Origin of the sequence: Propionispora hippei DSM 15287 (assembly GCF_900141835.1) — a bacterium.
GTDB lineage: Bacteria > Bacillota > Negativicutes > Propionisporales > Propionisporaceae > Propionispora > Propionispora hippei.
In genome coordinates, this window is record NZ_FQZD01000051.1 from 1 (window position 1) to 21,138 (window position 21,138).

General features: G+C 43.3%; 20 protein-coding genes. 13 read left to right on the plus strand and 7 right to left on the minus strand.

All coding sequences use genetic code 11. The annotated features are described in order from the left end of the window. On the plus strand, positions 1-237 hold a 237-nt coding region (locus F3H20_RS18105), incomplete at its 5' end, for an IS3 family transposase (RefSeq protein ID WP_149736245.1). 83 nt (positions 238-320) lie between these two features. Here F3H20_RS18105 and F3H20_RS18110 read toward each other — a convergent pair. From F3H20_RS18110 to F3H20_RS18130, 5 genes are all read right to left on the minus strand, one after another. Next, the gene (locus F3H20_RS18110) at positions 321-2,138 is read right to left on the minus strand and encodes a YcaO-like family protein (RefSeq protein ID WP_149736246.1); all 1,818 of its coding nucleotides are present in this window, start codon (positions 2,136-2,138) and stop codon (positions 321-323) included. A 177-nt stretch (positions 2,139-2,315) separates the two neighbouring features. Further along, positions 2,316-2,813: a pyridoxamine 5'-phosphate oxidase family protein gene (locus F3H20_RS18115; RefSeq protein WP_149736247.1), complete on the minus strand. Its 498-nt coding sequence runs from the start codon at positions 2,811-2,813 to the stop codon at positions 2,316-2,318. 165 nt (positions 2,814-2,978) lie between these two features. Beyond that, the gene (gene fosX, locus F3H20_RS18120; RefSeq protein WP_149736248.1) at positions 2,979-3,383 is read right to left on the minus strand and encodes a FosX/FosE/FosI family fosfomycin resistance hydrolase; all 405 of its coding nucleotides are present in this window, start codon (positions 3,381-3,383) and stop codon (positions 2,979-2,981) included. A gap of 34 nt (positions 3,384-3,417) precedes the next feature. Then, on the minus strand, positions 3,418-4,278 hold the full coding sequence (locus F3H20_RS18125; protein WP_149736249.1) for an EamA family transporter: 861 nt from the start codon (positions 4,276-4,278) through the stop codon (positions 3,418-3,420). Between the two features lie 63 nt (positions 4,279-4,341). Next, positions 4,342-5,289, minus strand: coding sequence for an NAD(P)-dependent oxidoreductase (locus F3H20_RS18130; RefSeq protein WP_149736250.1), 948 nt, complete (start codon positions 5,287-5,289; stop codon positions 4,342-4,344). A 210-nt stretch (positions 5,290-5,499) separates the two neighbouring features. Here F3H20_RS18130 and F3H20_RS18135 point away from each other — a divergent pair, with 210 nt between their 5' ends. Further along, the gene (locus tag F3H20_RS18135) at positions 5,500-6,384 is read left to right on the plus strand and encodes a LysR family transcriptional regulator (RefSeq protein WP_149736251.1); all 885 of its coding nucleotides are present in this window, start codon (positions 5,500-5,502) and stop codon (positions 6,382-6,384) included. Between the two features lie 406 nt (positions 6,385-6,790). On the opposite strand, the gene F3H20_RS18140 is transcribed toward F3H20_RS18135, so the two are convergent. After that, positions 6,791-8,743, minus strand: a complete 1,953-nt coding sequence (locus F3H20_RS18140) for an oxidoreductase (protein WP_188128408.1) — start codon at positions 8,741-8,743, stop codon at positions 6,791-6,793. A gap of 187 nt (positions 8,744-8,930) precedes the next feature. Here F3H20_RS18140 and F3H20_RS18145 point away from each other — a divergent pair, with 187 nt between their 5' ends. After that, the gene (locus F3H20_RS18145; protein WP_149736253.1) at positions 8,931-9,818 is read left to right on the plus strand and encodes a LysR family transcriptional regulator; all 888 of its coding nucleotides are present in this window, start codon (positions 8,931-8,933) and stop codon (positions 9,816-9,818) included. A 162-nt stretch (positions 9,819-9,980) separates the two neighbouring features. Here the strand turns inward: F3H20_RS18145 and F3H20_RS18150 are convergent, their stop codons facing one another. Next, entirely contained in the window at positions 9,981-11,561 is a 1,581-nt protein-coding gene (locus tag F3H20_RS18150; RefSeq protein WP_223191842.1) for a helix-turn-helix domain-containing protein, read from the minus strand. Between the two features lie 260 nt (positions 11,562-11,821). Between F3H20_RS18150 and F3H20_RS18155 the strand changes: the two genes are divergently transcribed. From F3H20_RS18155 to F3H20_RS18200, 10 genes are all read left to right on the plus strand, one after another. Then, entirely contained in the window at positions 11,822-13,243 is a 1,422-nt protein-coding gene (locus tag F3H20_RS18155) for an MFS transporter (RefSeq protein ID WP_149736255.1), read from the plus strand. A 43-nt stretch (positions 13,244-13,286) separates the two neighbouring features. Next, positions 13,287-14,072: an SDR family oxidoreductase gene (locus F3H20_RS18160; RefSeq protein ID WP_223191841.1), complete on the plus strand. Its 786-nt coding sequence runs from the start codon at positions 13,287-13,289 to the stop codon at positions 14,070-14,072. Positions 14,073-14,086: 14 nt separating this feature from the next. Next, entirely contained in the window at positions 14,087-15,136 is a 1,050-nt protein-coding gene (locus F3H20_RS18165) for a zinc-dependent alcohol dehydrogenase (protein ID WP_149736256.1), read from the plus strand. A 46-nt stretch (positions 15,137-15,182) separates the two neighbouring features. Continuing rightward, positions 15,183-16,052, plus strand: coding sequence for a transketolase (locus tag F3H20_RS18170; protein ID WP_149736257.1), 870 nt, complete (start codon positions 15,183-15,185; stop codon positions 16,050-16,052). 36 nt (positions 16,053-16,088) lie between these two features. Next, the gene (locus F3H20_RS18175; RefSeq protein WP_394349582.1) at positions 16,089-17,018 is read left to right on the plus strand and encodes a transketolase family protein; all 930 of its coding nucleotides are present in this window, start codon (positions 16,089-16,091) and stop codon (positions 17,016-17,018) included. Positions 17,019-17,361: 343 nt separating this feature from the next. Next, entirely contained in the window at positions 17,362-18,483 is a 1,122-nt protein-coding gene (locus F3H20_RS18180) for an NADH:flavin oxidoreductase (protein WP_149736259.1), read from the plus strand. Between the two features lie 292 nt (positions 18,484-18,775). Next, entirely contained in the window at positions 18,776-19,237 is a 462-nt protein-coding gene (locus F3H20_RS18185) for a DUF4879 domain-containing protein (protein WP_149736260.1), read from the plus strand. A 130-nt stretch (positions 19,238-19,367) separates the two neighbouring features. Further along, positions 19,368-19,511, plus strand: coding sequence for a toxic anion resistance protein (locus tag F3H20_RS18190; protein ID WP_149736261.1), 144 nt, complete (start codon positions 19,368-19,370; stop codon positions 19,509-19,511). A 124-nt stretch (positions 19,512-19,635) separates the two neighbouring features. Continuing rightward, positions 19,636-20,475, plus strand: a complete 840-nt coding sequence (locus F3H20_RS18195) for a pirin family protein (RefSeq protein ID WP_149736263.1) — start codon at positions 19,636-19,638, stop codon at positions 20,473-20,475. A gap of 428 nt (positions 20,476-20,903) precedes the next feature. After that, on the plus strand, positions 20,904-21,138 hold a 235-nt coding region (locus tag F3H20_RS18200), incomplete at its 3' end, for a transposase (RefSeq protein WP_149736264.1).

Consider the following 21,138-nt stretch of genomic DNA (forward strand, 5'->3'; position numbering starts at 1 on the left):
CTGACTAAAGAATATGGCATTATGCCCTCTATGTCAAGACGAGGAAATCCTTACGATAATGCTATGGCTGAGAACTTCTTTTCTATTCTCAAAGCAGAGTGCATTCACCGCCAGAAGATCCAAACCTTAACACAGGCGCAGGAACTGATTGACGACTACATCCATTTTTACAATTTCGAGCGTTTCCAAATGAAATACCGACTGACGCCATCCGAAAAACGGCGTCAGTCGGCTTAATACAAAGATATTCTACGACTGGCTTTTCTCTTTTGTGTCTATCCTTCCTGGGGCGGTCCAGTCCTGCTTTGGCTTTTGTGTATTTAAATCAGCTTCTTAAGAGCATTTTGATCTATTGCGCTGGCAGCGTACCGCTCCTTGAGTATTTTGTAGACCCGCTCCATCGGTGGATATAGACACTGACTGGAAAATTGACAGTTCTCACAATTCCAGCAATTTAATTGTCCTTGGTAACTAATGATTTTCGCCGGTGAGTTGAATTCAGCCACAACCCCCTGGATTACCTCCAACGGATAGAATACGCTTAGTGTGCTCACGGCGTCCTTTTCCGCCAGCCCTTTAATCTTGGTAGCCAGAAAATCCCGTACACACTTATAATAAGTTATCACTTGGCGTTGCGGATTAGCCTGTTGCGTATAACCCCAAAATTTCGTGAAGCTTTCATAGGCTTTATCGGTATCACCTTTCCAGCAGTTCAGGGCAGTGACAAATAAATCAGCATTGCTATAATACCACGGAAACGCCTTACTGCGTACCGGCAGATTGATTAGATCCATGACCGATGTCCCAGGCGAATAGTTCATGTTTTGCAAATAGTCGATAATCGTAGCGGCACCGGCCGCATCGAGACAGTCGATGTTCCGGACAAGTCTTTTGAAGGTGTTGAAAGCGGCATAATTGGTAATGGGCCTTAGATCATCAAATTCCTCGATTTCACTCAGGCCGGGAACGATGATATGATAACTTGGAAAGCCCAGGAACGAAACATCACGTACATATGTGTCACAGCCCAGTTGAGTCAAGCGGTCGACCATATAAGCCAGCATTTCTTTGTTTGTAGTTATCGTGATTTCTTCGAACTCGTTAAATGGATAACTGAAGTTTTGGCTGAAAAATTCCGTAGGATAAATTCCTGAGCCGGTTACAAGTATGCCCATGTAGTTTTCCGGGTCATCTGCCGGGCTCCGGAAGGAGAACTCCTTGACCCCCATCATCCATTTTATATCCTGCCCCTGAAGAAGTTCGGTCAATGTCCTTTCTGCGGCAATTTCAAATTTGGGATGAGCGCCAAATTTCACAAAATAACTCTGATCATTCTTATTTACCAGAATAACCCCGACAACCGGCAGCTTTTGTCCCAGCGAGCAGTCTTTAAGGATAACTTCAAAATTGCCGCTTTTTTCAAGTGCGGTAATCATCGCCTCAATCTTGGGAAATTTCACGATATAATCCCACGGGATAGTGGGCGGTACTATTCTCTCCCGGAGGATTCTCTTGTTGGCGTAGCGTTCCATGATTTCAGATATACCCTGCACCAAAGCCTCTTCAGGTGAATTGCCGGCGCACATGCCGTTCGACATATACATCATCGAGGCCATTTTTACCGGGATATGGGAAATACGCTTGCTGTTAAGATTACAATAAGGTAGAGCGATGAAATCGGCGGGTATCTGCTCATAAGACATGGTCTGCCAATTTTCCAGGATTTCCCTTTTGTCCAGCGAAGGATTGGCTCTGGATAATTGGGTTTTGATCCAATCTTCGTCACTGGTTAGGAATTCATCAATACTCATCGGTTTCTCGTCAGGGGCGTAATAAAAGTCCAGGTATTCCATGATCGGGGGTTTTACATCCAAGCTTAGTCTGTAGTAGCAGAGATTTTGCAAGCGTTCCATCATCTCGCCGTAGGCGCTGGCCAGGGCGAATTCGACTGAAGTTCCCTTTCCATTGGTCAGTAAATCGGTATTGTCGATCACCACGCTTACCGAGTAAAAACCGTTCACCGAATTTTTCCATGAACTTTCTACCGTTAGAAGGCCCGCCTCACCAAGAATATCTCTTATTCTGTTAATGGTTTTGATGGGCATTTCATCTTTGTATTTCAGATCAGTTGAATCCATGCATTGCACCTCGCACCATACATTTTACGCTGAAGGAAAAATAAATTTTCCGGTTCCTTTTAATATATGACCATGCATCGTGGTTTGTGATTGCAGGGAACCATGGCTCTATGACTCTTAGAAGTAGAAAAACGCCCAAGACATGAATGTTTTGGGCGTTCCTGTTACATAATGCAGTTAGTCTATGGGACGTTTGGCCTTAACCAGCTCCATGGCTTCTTTGCCGCTCATATGGTCAATGGCAAGCTCGATCATGCGAACCGCTTTAAACTCTTTTTCAATTTCCTGCAAGCGGCCCTGCTTATGGTCAGGGGAATATCTGGCAGCCAATATTTCCAGGGCGCTTCTTTTTTCGGCCTCATCTTCCAGAATACGGGCTTTGCCAAACACAATGACACTGCGAAAATAGCTTGTATATTCTTCCGGAACTACCTGATCCTGATCAATCACGCAAAAGGAAACCTTTTCGTGTCTGGCAATGGCGTCCAGTTTATGACCTGATCTGGCACAATGAAAGTAGATCTTATTGTCATGATATACATAGCTTAGCGGCACCGCATAGGGATAATCATCGTCCCCGGCCACAGCCAACACACCCGACGTGCCACGATGCAGAACCTGTATATTTTCCTCTGCGGATAAAACCTGTTTTTTGCGACGCATTTCTCTAAACACGATAACAGCCTCTTTTCTCAATAAAATAATAAAACGCCTCACATTCATTCCTGCAAAGGCCTAACGGAATGAATAAAAGACGTTTACCCGGCGGCAAATTTAATACATAGTTAGTATAACCTACTTAAGCCAGCAAGTAAAGTCAGCGTTCCCGCATTCGATTAGTCATCTCAGCTTATATCTTTCTAACCGCTGAGAAAGTGTTCCGGTATGTATTTCAAACAAATGATTGTCGAAATCATAAAAATACAATGATTTGCTTTCGCCTTCCACGCGTGGCCGGGGCGGTTTACAATCTACGCCCAGGCGTTCAATGCGTGATTTATATGTTTCAAAATCTGTTTCCGATATTTTAAATGCGGTATGGTTGTAGGTACGGGTGGGAAGGGACTCTCCTTCCATAATTGCGATCCATTGTCCCCCAATCAGGAAGAATTTCTCCCTCGACAACGAGAATGTTTCATCTCCGCTAGAGTAAACTTCCTCTGCTTCAAATATTTGCTTGAAAAATTTAGTCGCCAGTTCAAGGTCTCTAACAATAAAAGTAACATGACTGATGCCTTCTATCATATTGTCTCCTCCTATGAATTTGTTATTTTACCATCTAACCTATCGACAACGCTCCCAATCCAATGATCATCGCGCTTGCGCCGATGATACGAATCTTTATAGCTCCTTCTGATAGCAGTCTGGCTCCCATGACAGTGCCGATTAGAATGCTGATTTCTCTCGCTGGTGCGATATAGCTTACAGGACTGAATACCATAACAGTTAAAACCAGAATATACGCCAAGGGACATAAAATAGCCACACCAATCGCTTCGATTCTATGACAGGCCCATTGGTCTCTTACTTTGGCCCAATTTTTAAACGCATAGGGAGTTAAGAGAAAGACCCGTCCTAAGTTTGCCGACCAATCAAGCAGTAAAGGCGGTATCAGAAAGGTGCTGACAGCCAATTTGTCTGAGAGCGTATAGCCGGCAATCATAGTGCCGCAGAGAATCGCAAAGACTATTGATTTACGGGCGGCAGGCTCCGCCAATGTAAAGGGATTTCCCGTAATTGTAACAATCCCCAAGCCAATCAGTACCGTTCCGGCAAGCGCTACTGCGGAAGGCTGCTCGCCTAATACTATCATGGCGGCAATCGTTGAAAGCATAGGACCCGTGCCGCGAGCGAGAGGATAGATGACCGAAAGATCACCAAACCGATAGCCTTTGTCCAGCAGGATAAAATATAAAGAGTGCAATATGGCGCTGCCTAGCATAAACCCTAATTGATGCCAGCCAATAATCGGTTTCTGTACGGCGATTATCCATAAAGCCAAGGGGAAATAAAGCAAAGTGGAAAGAGCGGCGAATAACCAAACAAAGGCTGTACCACCGCAAGCCTTTTTGGCTAAATAATTCCAGGTTGCATGACTGAAGGCGGCAATCAGAATAAGAATAATCGCCGGTCCTGTCATATAATCCCTCCCATTGCTAATAGTCATTTGACTATTAGCTGTATTAATGATAGTTTCATAAGACTATAATAAATGATTGAGCTTGCTTTCAGGCGCTTCACCATTCGCTACACGTTTTATATTATTCACAAAGAAATCATATCTTTTTTTATGAAATTTGAGACCGTCCGGCAGGCCTGCCGTATGAGGAGTAAGTATCACATTACCCAGACTCCGGAGCTCACTGTCAGTTGGAAGCGGTTCAGCTTCAAACACATCCAGGCAGGCGCCTGCAATATCCCTGTTTTTTAATGCATCCAGCAAGTCTCTTTCATTGACAATCCCGCCGCGGGCTGTATTGATAAAAAGGGCGGTTTTTTTCATTTTCTTGAATACCGCTCTGTTGATCAGTTGTTTGGTTTGCTGATTCAGGGATACATGGACACTGACTATGTCCGATGCGCTTACAAGATGATCGAAATCCGTCATTTTCACGAAGCTGTCAGACTGTTGAGCGGCATTTCTGGCATAAGCCAGCACATTCATATCAAAAACCCTGCAAAACTCGGCTACCTTTTTACCGATGGCTCCGAGGCCGATAATTCCAATCGTTTTGCCCTTCAATTCACTCCCTGTATAGTCCAGTTGGTTTTCATTTATCTTGTTTTTCATGAAAGCATCAAGAAACGGTATGTTTTTATAATAAGACAAGATCAGCGCCATTACATGCTCGGCCACTGCCTGTGCATTCACTCCGGCAGCATTGGCCGCCCAAATGCCGAGCTGCGTGCAGGCATCGATATCTACATTATCAAAGCCTGCGCCCGTCTGTACTAATTTTAGTTTTTTTGCTATAGATAGCAGGCTGCGGTCCACTTTGATACGTTCAGGTATGATTACCTGGCAATCTTCCATATGCTGCAGCATTTCTTTTCCGGGCGGGACAATTACAATGTCCCAGTCTTCCGGAAAACATCTTGCAATATTTGATTTTGAGATCTCGGTAAAATCGCCGACTATGAGAATTTTCATTACTAAACCACCCTTCATGTTTTATACCATGCCTTGAAGAAAACCTGTTTGCTGTTGGCCAAAGCCAATCCTGGCCCAGGATTCCTTCCGTGCAAAAAATGTTTGACCAGCATCTCTATTAATGATAATTTTAAACATAAAGAATAATGTTGTAAAACTCAAATATTTTGTGATCTATATTAAAAAATTCTATATATTGAGAGGTGTACTATGTATTTTCCTGGGATTGAGGCGTTTTTAGCTATCGTACGGACCGAAAGCATAAGCCGGGCGGCCGAATGGCTGCACTTGTCCCAAGCGACTGTAAGCTACCGGTTAAAGACCTTGGAGCAGGAAATGGGTGGCCTTTTGGTTGAACGAAGAAAAGGGGCTGCCAAAATCCATCTGACCCCGAAAGGGGAAAACTTCTTTAGCATTGCGGAAAGATGGGAGGCTCTCTGGCGGGAAACACAAATCCTACAGGCCAGCGGTTCTCAGTTAAGTCTGGCAATTAGCGCGGCCGAAAGTATCAGTCACTTTGTTTTGCCTCCGGTATATAGCCTGTTAAGTCAGCATACGCCGCCGGTCCGACTGCAAATCCGTACTCAACATACCCAGGAAGCATTTGACAGTATTGAGCGGCGCGAGATGGACGTGGCGTTTGTGGTGCGGGAAATAGCGTCGCCCAGTGTCACGGTTAAACCGTTTTTTGCTGAAGAAATGGTGCTGTTGCGTCTGGCTGTGCCGGGACGGCTAGCGGGAGCTACCGTTGAGATGGGAGAATTGGCGGCAGAGCACGAAGTCTTCATAAATTGGAACAGAGAGTTTCAATTCAGGCATGACCAGTGGTGGGATCCTCTTTGTCCTTCCCGTGTTCATCTGGACACGGCGGGACTTATCGCAACTTTTTTGAAGGATGCCAGACAATGGACGATAGTTCCCGCCTCTATTGGCGCACATATGATGCGGATTGGCGAGTTTGTTCTTCAGAAATTATCGGCATCGGTGCCGCCAAGAATATGCTATAAAGTAACTCACAAGTTTCCCAATCAGGCTTTACACGATACTCTTCGTATTCTTGATTATTATCTGCAAGATATTTTTGGAATACAATGATCTGACCATCAAGATAAAGCTGCATTTGATTCTGTCCCACTTCAGCGGCTTATCCCCTGATTTCTAAAAGAGTGTTTTGCTCTTGCTTGTATCTTTTGCGGCTTGCTTTTGTTTTATTGTCTTAGCGAATAAGCTTTACTGGTATAGAGGGAATTGAATAAAGGAAAAAGTATGTCCCTTCGGTTGTTTTCTTTAATGATTAAACAATACCGTGAAAGGACATACTTTTTTTATTTGCTTATGGGAACGTCGTGTAGCGATTTCCCAAGAAGTAGGTAAAGGGAATAGGTTAGTTATCCTGAGAGAGGGGCGAGACAATAGTAGAATCTTTACTGGTAATCCCACTGATATTGGATGAAGTACCTGATTGTCCTAAGCCATTAGCCTACTAGAACGAACAGATATTTTATAATTCTACAGCGACATTAAATGCAGAAAAGTTTGCATTTCGAACATGCTTCACACTTGCGCTTTCGCAGTCACCTACTATATAAGTAGTAAGAGGCATTTTTTTTATGATTTCATCAGCTAATTTAGTATTGGATTTTAATCCTAAGGCAATGACGGCAGTGTCTGCTTCTAAAGTTGTGCGGGTACCTTCTAAATTTGCAATTACGACGCCTGCTTCAGTAAATTCCTCTATTTTGCTGTTGCCTACCAATTTTACATTGTATTTTTTTACTTCATCAAATAATGCAATGCGGGTGATAAAGAAAAGATCTTTGCAAAAATCTTCTAGGGCGATCATATCTACGACGGTTACTTTTTTGCCCTCACGGGCTAAGCCCACCGCGCATTCGACACCTGATAGCCCTCCGCCGCAAACTACTATTTTTTCTCCAATATCAGTTCGTTTACTTTCCACGTCGCTTAACATTTTAACGTTGGCATTGTTAATACCGGGAATGTTGGGTTTGATATAGGTTGATCCTGTTGCAATAATGACAGCATCGGGTTGTTCTTTTTCGATCAGTTCAGCTGTAACCTCTGTATTAAGGTGAATGCTTGCACCACATTCCATAGTCGTTCTAATATGCCACTCCGTATAATTTCTCATTAAATCTTTAAATGTAACTGCGCTGCCGTCATGTAATAGCCCCCCAAGTCTGTTGCCTTTCTCATAGAGGGCTACTGCATGCCCTCGTTTAGCCAGAGTTTGTGCGGCCGTCATACCTGCAGGTCCACCTCCGATAACCATCACTTTTTTCTTGTCCATTGCCGGAACAATATTTTTATAACGGAATTCCCTGCCTGTTACCGGATTTACTGCGCAACGTACGGGGTATCCATGGAAAATTCTGCCGCATCCGTCCATACAGCGTAAGCAGGGACGTGTTTTTTCCTCTTCGCCGCGTACTGCATTTTTGATAAGCTCTGGATCGGCCATTAAGGATCGGCACATTCCGACGATGTCGGCTTTGCCAGAGGCGATAATTTCTTCTGCTTCTTGGATTGTCATAATATTTCCAACTACGGAAACAGGAATATCAAGTACCTTTTTGGCGGCGGCAGCAAATTTAACATTTTGCAGACGCTCCTGCAAATAAAGCGGAACGGAATATTTTACCCCTTCGGCAACAAATACATTACCACAGGAAAAGTGGGCAATATCGATATACTTTTGGGCTTCTTTTACGTATTCAATAACTTCTTCAAATCTCAAACCATTTTTGGTCATCTCATCGCCGCTGACACGCATTTCGATAACCATATTTTCACCCACGCTCTCACGCACCGCTTTTACTATTTCAAGTGGAAAGCGCATGCGATTCTCAAGAGAGCCGCCGTATTCATCGGTGCGAATATTGCTTTCGGGGGATAGAAATTGACCTAAGAGATTGTTATGTCCACTGTGAATCATAATCATATCGAAATCGGCTTTTTTGCAACGCAAGGCACATTCTGCAAAGCGATTGACGACCCAATCCATATCCTTGCGGTCCATAACTTTTATATCCTGCGCACAGCCTGGGACAGGAAGGAAAGACGGGGCAAACGCAGGCTTTACATTCATTGACGGCACACCTCCCCGACCGGCATGGGCCAATTCGATAGAGAGCTTTGCTCCATAACGGTGGGCTTCTTCAGCCAATAAAGATAAGCTTATAATATATTTGTCGTGCAATACATTCAGTTCACCATAAAAACACATAGCTCTTTCATGGTCAATCTGGGTGTCGCCAATGGTGACATAAGCAGCGCCTGTACGTGCCTGACCGCTGATAAATTCCGTAATTTCTTCAGTGACTTCACCTTCGGCATTTGACAAGCAGCAAACCATGGGCGTGAATTGAATACGGTTCTTTAAGGTCATATTGCGTATTTTCAGGGGCTGAAAAACATGTGGATATTTGTTCATTTTGACAACTCCTTTATTAAATAAATATTTCACAATCTCATAATCATTGTAACTCATAGGAATTAAATGACAAACAGCTAATGATTGTAGCCTCACAACTCTCAGAAATAGTGATAGACATTAATAAAGAAAATTGATAAGATTCAGATAAATGAATTATGTAGAAGAATGTGTGGCGGATGAATAGGTGGAAATTAAACAACTGAAATACTTTTTGCAGATTTGCAAAGATGAGAGTTTTTCCAAAGCCGCGAAAAATCTATATATTACACAGCAGGGTTTAAGCAAAGCCATCAAAAATCTGGAAGAAGAAATACATGCTCCGGTGTTCTACCGTACGGTAACTGGTGTTAAATTAACGCAATACGGTGAATACCTTCAGGAAAAGTCCAAGCATATTTTGCAGGAAGCGGATGTTATTCTGGATGACATAAAGCAGATGAATCGCTTTAATGAGGGTACGGTTAATGTAGCCTTTTCTTTTGGGGTTATCAGTGCATTAACTCCTGCTTTTATTTCGGGATTTAGGGAAATTTATCCGCATATTGAACTGAATATTAGAGAATATGAGGATTACTACTGCGAAGAAGCTGTCTTTAACGAAGAAGCGGATGTAGGCTTTACAATTGCCCCCGTTGAAAAAACGAAATTCAACGTCATTATTGTCAAGCAGGACAAAATGTGTCTTTTGGTAAATGAGCACAATCATCTTTCGCTGAAATCACAGGTTGATTTTAGCGAGATCAAAAATGAGAAATTTATTATCGTAAATGAGAACTTTAAATTGTATCATAATTTTACTAACAAATGCCGTGAGGCAGGTTTTGAGCCGGAAATTTACTTTACTACAATGGAAATGATCCTTGTGCATAATTTGAGCCGTTTAAATAAAGGAGTGGGGGTAAGTGTGCATTTTATTACGAATGACGTTGCCAATGTACGCCCTATTACGTTTATCGATCCTTCCTGCACATGGGAAGTTTGTCTGATTACGAAAAAGAACTGTATAACATCCTATATAACTAAAACATTTATTAATTACACGTTGCGTATGTATGGTTTGGAAGCCAAATAACAGTGGGTGCGACTCTGGAGGTTTGGTGAAATTTTGTGTGGTAAAAAGGCTGAACAGGCAGTTGCAATTCATGCAACTGCCTGTTCAGCCTTTAAAGTAAGCAGCACTTTCGTAACAATCTTACCTACTGTTCTCATTTCTTTCTTGTATAATAACCTTTACTTAAATATAGTTCGCCTTGCTATTTTGCTTTTTGTATTGCATGGGAGTTGTTCCGGTTATTTTTTTAAAGGTTTTTGAAAAATGCCTGCCCTCAAAAAAACCGACCTTGGCAGCAATTGTATAAATCGGTTCATTGCTGGAAGATAAAAGAGTCTCGGCTTTTTCGATGCGATAGGCAATAATATATTTTATGATACTGATGCCGAGGGCCTTTTTAACGATCTGGCTTAAATAGGAGTGGCTGACGTTTAAGTGGGCGGCAATCATATTTACCGTAATGTCCTCCATGTAATGTTGATGGATAAATTCGATCGCCTGCATGACAATAGAGTTTGTAACAGCGGACTTGTTTGAAAGCTCAGACTTGAGTAAATCTATCGACTGGATAAACTTATGGCATTCCTGTTCTATTGAAGTGTAAAATAATTTGCTGGGAGAAAGATTCTCTGGCTCTTCTTTGCTGTAAGTGCCGATGTATTTGTCTTCCAACGCAGTTGACAAGGCGGTATAGCAATAATAGTAGAGGTTATAGTTGAGGCTGGGCTTAACTATATGTAAAAATAATTTTTTTATTAATACGTTTAACTTAGGGTTTAAAAAGTCATATTTTATGAGTTCTTTAATTTCTCTGATGGTCTTGTCGACGAGGGTGTAGTCGATTTCTCGCCTAATTGCACGGAGATATTCCTGGGTGATTACTCTGGCATCGTGGCAGAAAAAATTGTATGTTTTTAAATCCTGCAGGGATTCGTAAGCCGCACGGATATTCTCAATATTTTCGATATAGCCGCTCATGTAACGAAATGCAGTTTTACAGTTGGCGATATTGTTAAGCCTGTTGGTGATGTCGAAAAGACTAGTTTGCTTGCTGGCTTGGCTGGTAGTTTTAAAATCATTGATGAGTACGCACAATAGCAGAGGATTTACATAAAAGACCTCTCCACCACTATAAGCATCAATGACTGTCTGGAACTCTTTGAGAATTTCGTCTCCTACAAAATAATAAACATTTTTATTGAAGTTGTGGTCTGAATACTCAAGTTTCATGAGGTCATACATATAGAGATAGTAGCCGCCGTTATTTAAATTAAGGCTGGTTTTTTTTTTATAATACTGGAATTCACTGTTAACTACGCCCCGCAAAATTTCATGGAGATATTCGCTCTTCTCTAGCCGATTGATTCTGGCCGTCATAATAAGATTAGATTCTTCGCGGTTGTCCATATTGGCAAAATAACAGTAGTAATCGTTGCTGATAGCCTGGGAAAAGAAAAGTTTTATTTTATTGACATACTGCCTGTCCTGATGACTTGTGAGTGAGCAAATAATTTGATTTTCGGCTATGACATTAAAAATTAAAAGGGTAGGAACAATACGGGACAATAATAAGTCGCAGAAAAAGTTTTGGATTTTAAATATAGGATGGAGTAATTGTATGACAATAATATCGGCGTGAATTTCCATCGCTTTTTTAACGCAGGATTCATAGGAATCAGCATACGAGATGGATAAATCTTTTGTATTTTGCATTGAGAATTTATAAAATCTATTTACAAATTCATCTTCCGCATGCAGAACCACTTTTAGCAAGATGATATCCCTCCTCTAAGGATGCTTTTTCTGTCCTGGTTATATTTTCTATATATTATTATATGTTTTACAATTTTAGTATTGCAAGAAAATTCGGAAAGCGAAATTAATAATCTGATTAATCAAAAAATACATAAGAAAAACTACATTGTCCTAAAAAAAACACACACAAGGGAGCCTATAAACCTCTACACTTTATTATGAGAACTCGGATCCATGAAAAATGAAAAGTGAAGGGGAGCTGTTAATTAATGGCTAGTACAATGGACCTGTATCAAAAAAGTGGCCCCAGTCCTGGTTTTTACAAATTGGGTCGAAAAGAGGTAATGGGATATTCACTGGTGGACTTTGGCATGAATTTGGTTTTTCAGTCAATCCTCATGTTTTTGACCTTTTATTATACTGATGTCTATGGATTAACTGCTGCAGAACTTTCCGTCATGTTTATCATTTCCAGGGGATGGGATATGATATGGGATCCTGCCATGGGGGTTCTGGCCGAAAGATTCAACCCTAAGCATGGCAAGTATAAGAGCTATCTCCTTTATGGATCGGTTCCTTTTGGCCTGGTGGCTATAATGACTTTTACCGTGCCGGAATTGAGTCATGAAGGTAAGTTGATTTGGGCCTACGTCACTTATAATTTATTGAATACTTTGTATACGTTTATCATCAATCCCTATATATCCTGTACTACTGTCATGACGGCTGATCCCATGGAACGGACTAAATTAAATTCGGTAAGAATGACGTTGGCTCAGTCCGGCGGTGTTGTAGTTGCTTTATTCATTCCCGTGCTGTCCCAGCTATTTGGGCAGGGAGATACGGCGAAAGGATATCAGCTTACGGTTGCTTTGCTTGCCGTTATTAGTTCATCAATCTTAATTTACAGCTATACCACTTTGCATGAACGCATTAAAGTCAACTCCCATTTGGATCCGGTTACGGTAAAAGAATGGCTTCGTCAAATTACCCATAATCAACCTGGTGTGGTGATGTTCCTCCTGTTTCTGGGAGTCTATGCATTTTCGGTTATTCAGTCAGCATCTGGCATTTATTATATGACATACAACGCTGGCCGACCCGATCTTGTGCCTTTGTTTTCCATTTTGAATGTACTGCCGTCAGTTGTGGCAGTGCCTTTTGTACCTTTATTAGTGAGAACCATTAAGAAAAAAAATACTGTCGCATTGGGTCTGATCTTAGGTGCTGCCGGTTCAGGTTTGATGTACTTCATTCCGGTCACGCAAATTACCCTGCTGATGATCTGCAAATCTACCGCTGCACTCGGTTATGGCGTGCTGATGGGGATTCTGTGGTCTATTTTGCCGGATTCGGTTGAATATGCGGAATTCAATACGGGCAAACGATATCCGGCAGTGGTGTATACCTTGATTACCCTTGGCTTAAAAGCATCCATGGCCATCGGCGGGGTAGTTCCAACTATAATTTTAGCCAGTGTTGGCTATATTCCGGCCGTACAACAAACGGCAACGGCCTTGGAAGGTATTTTGTATATGACCTCTCTTCTGCCCTGTATTGTTTGTATTGTTACGATGGTTATTTTCATGCTGTTTTACCATTTAACAGAGGAACGGGTTGCCAGCATAATGAACGAATTAGCCGAACGGAACAAAAGCAATGGGGATGCCAGTCAGGATTGGCCTGTTTAGAAAAGGGGCAAGAGTTGAATAAAAAATTTTGGAGGGATTGAAATTGTCAAAAGGATTGCAAGATTTTTCACTGGACGCATTTTCTTTGAACGGGAAAGTCGCCATGGTGACCGGCGCTAACCAAGGGCTTGGTATGGCATACGCGGTGGCCTTTGCCAAAGCAGGGGCGGATCTTTTCATTCCTCACTATACTCATGATATATCCGAGATTAAGCAACTCATTGAAGAAACTGGCCGGAAAGTTAGCTTTCTTCAGGGTGACCTAACGGATCCTCAGTATAGGGAGAGTGTGGTTGCTGCATGTTTGGCTCAATACGGAAAAATTGATATTCTGGTCAATAATGCCGGGGGCAGTATTTTTGGAGATTTCCTGGATTATCCGGATTCAGCCTGGAAAAAACTCATTGATATCGACTTGAATGCCGTGTACTATCTCAGCCACAGAGTGGTTAAGGAGATGATCAAGCGAGGTTCGGGCAAGATCATTAATATTGGCTCTGCCCTATCTTTTACCGCAGATAAAAAATGTCCGCCTTATACAACCAGTAAACATGCGATTCTTGGCTTGACCAAAGTATTTGCCAACGAGGCCGGTCCGTATAATATCCAGACCAATGCTATAGCACCAGGTTTTTTGGCAACGGATGTCAATAAAGAATTGCGGGAAGACAAGGCTTTTTATAATAAAATTACTAACCGGATTCCCGGTGGCCGCTGGGGGGAGGTTTATGACCTGATGGGTACGGCCGTATTTCTGGCAAGCAGTGCCTCGGATTACATTAATGGCTGGACCATCAACGTAGACGGTGGGTTTACTACTACATTATAAAGGAGGTTTTTTCTTTGAAAACTATTGCAGCTGTTAAAATCGGCAGTCTGAAAGATCCCCATGAAGAGACCAGGGGGCGCGTACAGGTACTTGATTTTCCCGAACAGCAAATGGGGGATGAGGATGTCAAAATCAAGGTCGCATATTGTGCAATCTGCGGTTCCGATCCCCACTTAGTGGAAGGCATTTTTGATCTTGAGCCACCTTTCGGTCTCGGACATGAAGTGTCCGGCGTTATTGTAGCTTTGGGGCAACACGCTACCAGGAAAGGCCTTAAGGTGGGTGATCGGGTAGCGGGAAACTTCTTGAAGTTTTGTGGTACCTGTTATTATTGCCTAAATGAACAGGAACAGTTTTGTGAAAATGCGGGGGAATCCAATAGGCCGGGTATGTCGGAATACCTTGTGTGGCATGAATCCCAGGTGTGGAAAATTCCTGACAGTGTCAGTCTGGAAGAAGCCTGCTTGCTGGAGCCGGTGTCTATTGCAGTTAGAATTCTGGACAAAGCAAAGATGAAGATTGGTCAAAGAGTGGCTGTTTCCGGCGGCGGCCCCATTGGTTTATTGACGCTTCAAATGCTCAAGATGTTTGGTGCTACCTCCTTGACGCTCATCGAGCCAATCCGGGAGAGGCAAGAACTGGCGCGGGAATTCGGTGCAGAATACATCATTGATCCTATAGCTGAGGATGTATGTGAGCAGGCTGGAAAAATTACCGACAACCGGGGCTACGACTTGGTAATAGAAGCATCCGGTTCTCCCAAGGCAGCTAATGCAGCGTGTGATATTGCCGCCAGAGGAGGGACCGTTCTCTACATCGCCATGTTCCCCAAAAATTACGAAATGCCCTTTAATCTCTATGATAAATGCTATTTTAACGAGCTTACCGTTTCCGGTATCTATGTGGCTCCCTACGCCTACCCCCGGGCTGCCCAGATGCTCCCCCGAATGAACCTAAAACCTTTCATCCAAAAGATATTTACGATTGACCAGGCTGAAGAAGCATTTGCTGCCCAGGTTAGTGGCAAATATACCAAGATTCTTATCAAATGCAATGATCTTTAATATGCGTCAGGCATAGTGAAGAATAAAAACAAAGGAGATGCCAATTATGTACAACTTGAATATCGACATGGAGCTTGTGCAGGAACTGGAATGTAAGGCAGTAGATATTAGAAAAAAACTTTGCACTTTTATCTATAATATCGGTATGGGTCATTTGGGAGGAGAACTGTCTATTGTTGATATGGCAGTAGCTCTTTATTACAAATATATGAATTTTGACCCTAAAAATCCAAAATGGGAAAAGCGGGATAGGCTGATATTAAGTAAAGGCCACTGCGGGGAAACGTTGTACACTATTTTTTCTGATCTGGGAATGTACAGTATGGAGTACATGGTGGAACATTTTGAGACGCTAAAAACGGCTAAATTCGGCATGCATCCCAATAGAAAATATGTGGAAGGTATCGAAGCCTCCACAGGCTCTTTAGGTCATGGCTTATCACTGGCAACAGGGCTGGCTTTAGGGGCAAGAATGTCGAAGGCTCCCTGGCGGACCTTTTGCATTATTGGTGACGGGGAACTGCAGGAAGGTTCCAACTGGGAGGCCTTTATGGCGGCAGGCCATTATAAACTGGGGAATTTGGTGGCTATTGTTGATAAAAACGGACTTCAGATGTCTGGCTCTACCAAGGAAACTGTTGATATCGATCCATTGGGGGATAAAATCAAAGCTTTTGGCTGGGATGTCACAGAAATTCAAGGCAATGACATGTATGAAGTTTGCAATGCACTGCAGTCCCTGCCGCCGTCAGATCCCCTAACCCGAAGAAAACCTATTTGCATTATATCCAACACAACCAAAGGTCAGGGTGTTTGCTTCATGGAAAACAATTGTGCCTGGCATGGTGGTGGTATTGCCAAAGCCCAGTTGGATGAAGCTCTCATATCTATAGAAAACAATAGAAAGGTGAGATGAATCATGGCAGTTGAAACCACTTTCGATTTTAATCAGATGTTATCATCCGCAAGAGAAATATATGGAGTTGAATTGATGAAAATGGCAGATGAAGGCTTGGATTTTGCCTTTACCTGCTCCGATAACGTAGCTTCATCCACATCAACCGGTAAGTTTATGAAAAAATACCCCGAACGTTGTGTGAATGTAGGCATAGCGGAAGCTAATCAAGTGGGCATATCGGCAGGTCTGGCTCTTTCCGGGAAGATCGTCTTTTCCCAGGTATTTGGACCGTTTCTCCCCTTGCGGGCAGCCGATCAGATTCATACGGATATCGCCTATAATGATGTACCGGTACGGTTAATCGGGACGCATTCAGGGGTTACCTCCGGCGGTGGCCCAACCCATAATGTAATTGCTGATCTTTCTTTTTACCGGGCTATACCTAACTTGACAATTGTCGTACCGGCAGATGCCAACCAATGTGCCCGTGTGATCAGAGAGTCCATGACATATCCAGGCCCCATGATCATCCGCATCTCCCGGGGTGCCGAACCTGACGTATACATAAATAATGATTATGAATTTACTATAGGCAAAGCCATTACCATTAAGGAAGGCACAGATCTTACCTTGATTGGTACGGGAAACAGCGTGCATTGGTCCCTTATGGCTGCCAAAGAGCTGCAAGGAAGAGGAATAAAGGCTAAAGTCATTGATATGCATACAATCAAGCCCTTTGATTGTGATGCTGTTTTACGGTCGGCCAAAGAGACGGGTTGTGTAGTGACGGTTGAGGACCAGAGCATCAACGGCGGACTTGGCGGCGCCGTGGCCGAAGTGATTGCTGAAGCGGGCATTTCTTGCAAGTTTAAACGCATTGGTCTGCCTGACGAGTTTTCGGTCATTGGCGATCCCGATGAGATTTATAAGTATTATGGTTTAGATGGACATGGAATTGCTGAGACCGTGTTAAAACTACTCTAACCCAGAATAATAAAACTTTTATTTAGCTAGTCAGCGGCGAATCCTAATTGTGCGTTTGATAAATGGGAAGGATTAAAAAAATTATATTATAAAATCACTGATACAATTGCTTTTTTTGCACATATGGTGAGAAAGGGCAGAACACTAACAAGCAAAAGAAAAACAGCGTGCGGATTAGAAGACCGCACGCTGTCTCTTTATCTGTAGGCCGTTTAGAAGATAGTTACTTTTGCTGAAGCTTGCTTAAATGAAAAATATTTTTTCAGGAAAATTATTCTTTACTAATAAAATGACCAGTCGTATAATAAGATATTAATTAGCAAAGTTATAAAGGAGTGATAGTATGGCGGATAAAAGTTTGGATGTAGAGCGTTTGTTTCAGCCAGTTGATTTAGGCAAGCTGACATTGTCTAATCGCATTGTGATGGCGCCAATGACCAGGGGATTTTCACCTAATGGCATACCCGGCGCTGATGTGGCAGGATATTATCGGCGACGCGCCGGGAATGAAGTCGGGCTAATTGTTACGGAAGGAACGCTTATTAACCATCCGGCTGCGGCAGAAGGATTAGGCCGGCCGAATTTTTACGGACAGCAGTCGCTTGATGCGTGGGCCAAAGTTGTTGAAGGCGTTCATCAGGCCGGCGGTAAGATTATACCGCAGTTATGGCATGTTGGCATGGCGCGGCAAATAGGAGGGCAAAACCCTAACCCTGAAGCACCGCCGATAGGACCTTCCGGCATTGACGTTATGTCGGGGGCAAAGGTGACAAAGCCCATGACGCAGGATGAGATTGGTTATGTTGTTAATGCCTTTGCTGAAGCTGCCCGGCAGGCCAAGCACCTAGGATTTGACGGTATTGAACTACATGGTGCTCACGGTTATCTGATTGATCAGTTTTTCTGGGCCAATACCAATCAGCGTGACGATGAATACGGCGGCGATCTGATTGCCCGCACCCGGTTTGCGACAGAGATTATTAAAGCCTGCCGTGTGGCTGTCGGTGATGATTTCCCGATTGTTTTCCGGTTTTCTCAATGGAAAATGGGACATTATCAGGAGAAATTAGCTCAAAATCCGGCCGAATTGTCTGCTTTTCTGACGCCCCTTAGCGAAGCGGGCGTAGATATTTTTCATGCTTCCACCCGCAGGTATTGGGAGCCGGAATTTGTTGATTCACCGTTAAACTTAGCAGGCTGGACGAAAAAGTTGACAGGAAAACCTACGATTACAGTAGGCTCGGTGGGAGTTGATACCAACTTTATCGAATTTTTTATGGAGGGCAAGGGCGCAAACCATAGCAGTTTGGCGCCGCTCCTTGACCGGTTGAAGCAAGGTGAATTTGATTTGGTGGCGGTAGGACGGGCGCTCCTCGCTGATCCGGCCTGGGCGGCTAAAATCCATCAGAACAGAGTGAATGAGCTGATTTTATTTGCAAAAGGGGCAGAAGAAACGTTGTCATAGAGAATAAGATGATCTATTCTTGTAGTTATCCCAATTGATATAATAGAAGTAAAAAAACGTAACGTTAGTTTAAAAACTCACCCTTGGAATCAGATTGTTCTATGAGCATAAACAATTCAAGCTGAAATAACAGTGCACCTTACACAGAAGCGTAAGGTGCACTGTTGTATAGCGAACGTTGAGCCAATGCTGCTCTTTATTGCCTAATTTTACATATCTCCGTTATAATAGAATTGTTAAAAGATTCCGCTTCTTCGTTTCACCCCATTTTATCATTAGGAGGTCAAAGGCAATGAAAAGATCAATGATGTTCGTACTGGCGTTGTGCATGGCCATGGTGTTTATCTCTTCGGTAGCCTTGGCGGCTCCGGCTCCGGCACTGACTGATGTGAATATTGTGGCTTTCAGGGCTGAGAATTACAACAGTCAGTGGAAATATACTCCTGCGAGCTATCCGAAAAGCATGTCGGCCTATTCATTCTCAGGATCAGAGTTATATATGTCGGTGATCTATAAAGGCTATCCAAACTGGAACCTTACGTTTATTAAAGTCAACGGCACTCAATATACGCACAACCAACTGTGTTACTCCCAATATCCTTTCACGAATGGCGGGATAGTCAACGGCTACAAAATAGTGTACAGTATACCAGCCTCTGATCTGAGCCCTTCCAATACGATTAGCGTATCTTCCCAAGGAACCAATGGCGGAGCGGATAGCGACGTTTCGACCAACATAAAGTTTACAAAATAACCAGAAGCGTAAGTAAATGCTGCTATGAAGAGCCGGATATCTTAATAGGGCAAGTCCGGTTCCGTGAGGGGAGCTGGGATGTGAGTTCCGCTCTCCACTTGACCGGGTTTTTCTGGAAGCCATTAAGTAGGTGAGTCAGCAGCTAGTTGCTACCATTGAAGAAGTAATTCAGGTGCAGGAGGATGGTAAACAGAAACGCCGGGCCGCAGAGGCCGAACTTGGTAACATTGATAATGAGCTGAAGCAGAAGCTTCTGACAGTTGTGAGAAAATAATCGGCGGAATTGGTTATTTTACCACTGGTGAAGAAAAATATCGAAGAAGAATCAGCGGCTCTGCCTGGCAGACGGAGCTGCCGGTAAGACGATTACTGCCTCTTAACTGACAAGGAGGTCAACGATGAACAAATTTAGAACTATCCGCAAAATTGTGACAGGAAAACATACTGTGGACGGAGCCGGCGTCAAACTGGTGAGAGTAATTGGCCGCGACGACACGAAAGAGTTTGATCCTTTTCTCATGCTGGATGCCTTTGATTCGGTGGACCCCGATGACTATATCAAAGGGTTCCCATGGCATCCGCACCGCGGCATTGAGACGATTACCTATCTCATTCAAGGTGAAGTTGAGCACGGAGACAGTCTGGGAAATACGGGCAGAATTTTAACTGGCGAATGCCAGTGGATGACGGCCGGCTCTGGAATTCTTCATCAGGAAATGCCAAAGGCCAGTGAGAGGATGCTTGGGGTCCAGCTCTGGCTTAATCTGCCGGCGAAAGATAAAATGGTGTCCCCAAAATATCACGGATTACGTAATGAGGACATCCCGGCGATTGATGAAGGAGACCGGCAGATACACATCTTGGCCGGGGTATATGGCGGAAAAACCGGAGCCATGGAAGGCGACTATTGTAAGCCGCTGCTGCTGGATGTAGAAGTGCGCGCCGGGGCTGAGTGGTCACTTGATATTGCAGAAAATACAACTTTGTTTATTTATATTTTTCAGGGAGCAGGAACCTTTGGCAGCGATAGGTTAATCCCGGCCAAGCATGCCGTATTATTTGATGAAACAGGTACATTCCTGATAAGAGCCTCCGATGAAGGAATACGGTTTTTCCTGATGGCCGGGGAACCGCTGCAGGAACCCATTGCCTGGGGTGGCCCAATTGTTATGAATACCCGGGAAGAATTGCAGCTTGCTTTCCGGGAGTTAGAAGAAGACAAATTCATCAAAGTCTGAAACTAAAAATCCCTGTCCCCATGTCCCTTATGGTTTAAATACTGAAAACGTCATTAATAGATGTAAGTCGGTGTTAAACTAATCGGCTATGAATGACAGCGGTTAGTAAGTCAATAGGGATTCAAGATTATCATGAAACCTGTGAACCTCCAAGATGGGATTTCGCCCTTCAGTTCAAATCAAGAACTGAAGGGCATTTGTTTTTTATGGCAGTTAGTGGACATAAACAAGGGATGTTTTAGAATTTGCCCCTATCAATCTTTAAAGTATGATTAATAGGGGCACTTATGATAAAAAAAGCATGACTCTAAAGCCATCCTCTAGATCTGATGATTTACTACCTAAATATGGATCGGCTACACTAAGTTGGACAGAAAAAATAAGGGCATGTAGAATAAACTTATCAAGTTAAGGAGTGGATCTCTACCATGTCCAAACAAGCCCGTCGTACATTTACAAGCGAATTCAAAAGCCAGATGGTTCAACTCTATGAAAACGGAAAACCTAGAGCCGTGATAGTGGCAGAATATGAGCTCACCGCATCTGCGTTAGATCGCTGGATCAAGCAGTCCCAAACCAGCGGCTCCTTCAAAGAGAAGGACAATCGCCCAGCGGAAGAAAATGAGCTTATCGCCTTGCGAAAAGAACTTCAACGTCTCCGGA

What these genes read in the sequence shown, in the direction of transcription:
- F3H20_RS18110 (WP_149736246.1), bottom strand. Translation starts at nt 2,138, where the DNA reads ATGGATTCAACTGATCTGAAATACAAAGATGAAATGCCCATCAAAACC.
- fosX (WP_149736248.1), bottom strand. Translation starts at nt 3,383, where the DNA reads ATGATAGAAGGCATCAGTCATGTTACTTTTATTGTTAGAGACCTTGAA.
- F3H20_RS18125 (WP_149736249.1), bottom strand. Translation starts at nt 4,278, where the DNA reads ATGACAGGACCGGCGATTATTCTTATTCTGATTGCCGCCTTCAGTCAT.
- F3H20_RS18130 (WP_149736250.1), bottom strand. Translation starts at nt 5,289, where the DNA reads ATGAAAATTCTCATAGTCGGCGATTTTACCGAGATCTCAAAATCAAAT.
- F3H20_RS18135 (WP_149736251.1), top strand. Translation starts at nt 5,500, where the DNA reads ATGTATTTTCCTGGGATTGAGGCGTTTTTAGCTATCGTACGGACCGAA.
- F3H20_RS18140 (WP_188128408.1), bottom strand. Translation starts at nt 8,743, where the DNA reads ATGAACAAATATCCACATGTTTTTCAGCCCCTGAAAATACGCAATATG.
- F3H20_RS18155 (WP_149736255.1), top strand. Translation starts at nt 11,822, where the DNA reads ATGGCTAGTACAATGGACCTGTATCAAAAAAGTGGCCCCAGTCCTGGT.
- F3H20_RS18170 (WP_149736257.1), top strand. Translation starts at nt 15,183, where the DNA reads ATGTACAACTTGAATATCGACATGGAGCTTGTGCAGGAACTGGAATGT.
- F3H20_RS18175 (WP_394349582.1), top strand. Translation starts at nt 16,089, where the DNA reads ATGTTATCATCCGCAAGAGAAATATATGGAGTTGAATTGATGAAAATG.
- F3H20_RS18180 (WP_149736259.1), top strand. Translation starts at nt 17,362, where the DNA reads ATGGCGGATAAAAGTTTGGATGTAGAGCGTTTGTTTCAGCCAGTTGAT.
- F3H20_RS18185 (WP_149736260.1), top strand. Translation starts at nt 18,776, where the DNA reads ATGAAAAGATCAATGATGTTCGTACTGGCGTTGTGCATGGCCATGGTG.
- F3H20_RS18195 (WP_149736263.1), top strand. Translation starts at nt 19,636, where the DNA reads ATGAACAAATTTAGAACTATCCGCAAAATTGTGACAGGAAAACATACT.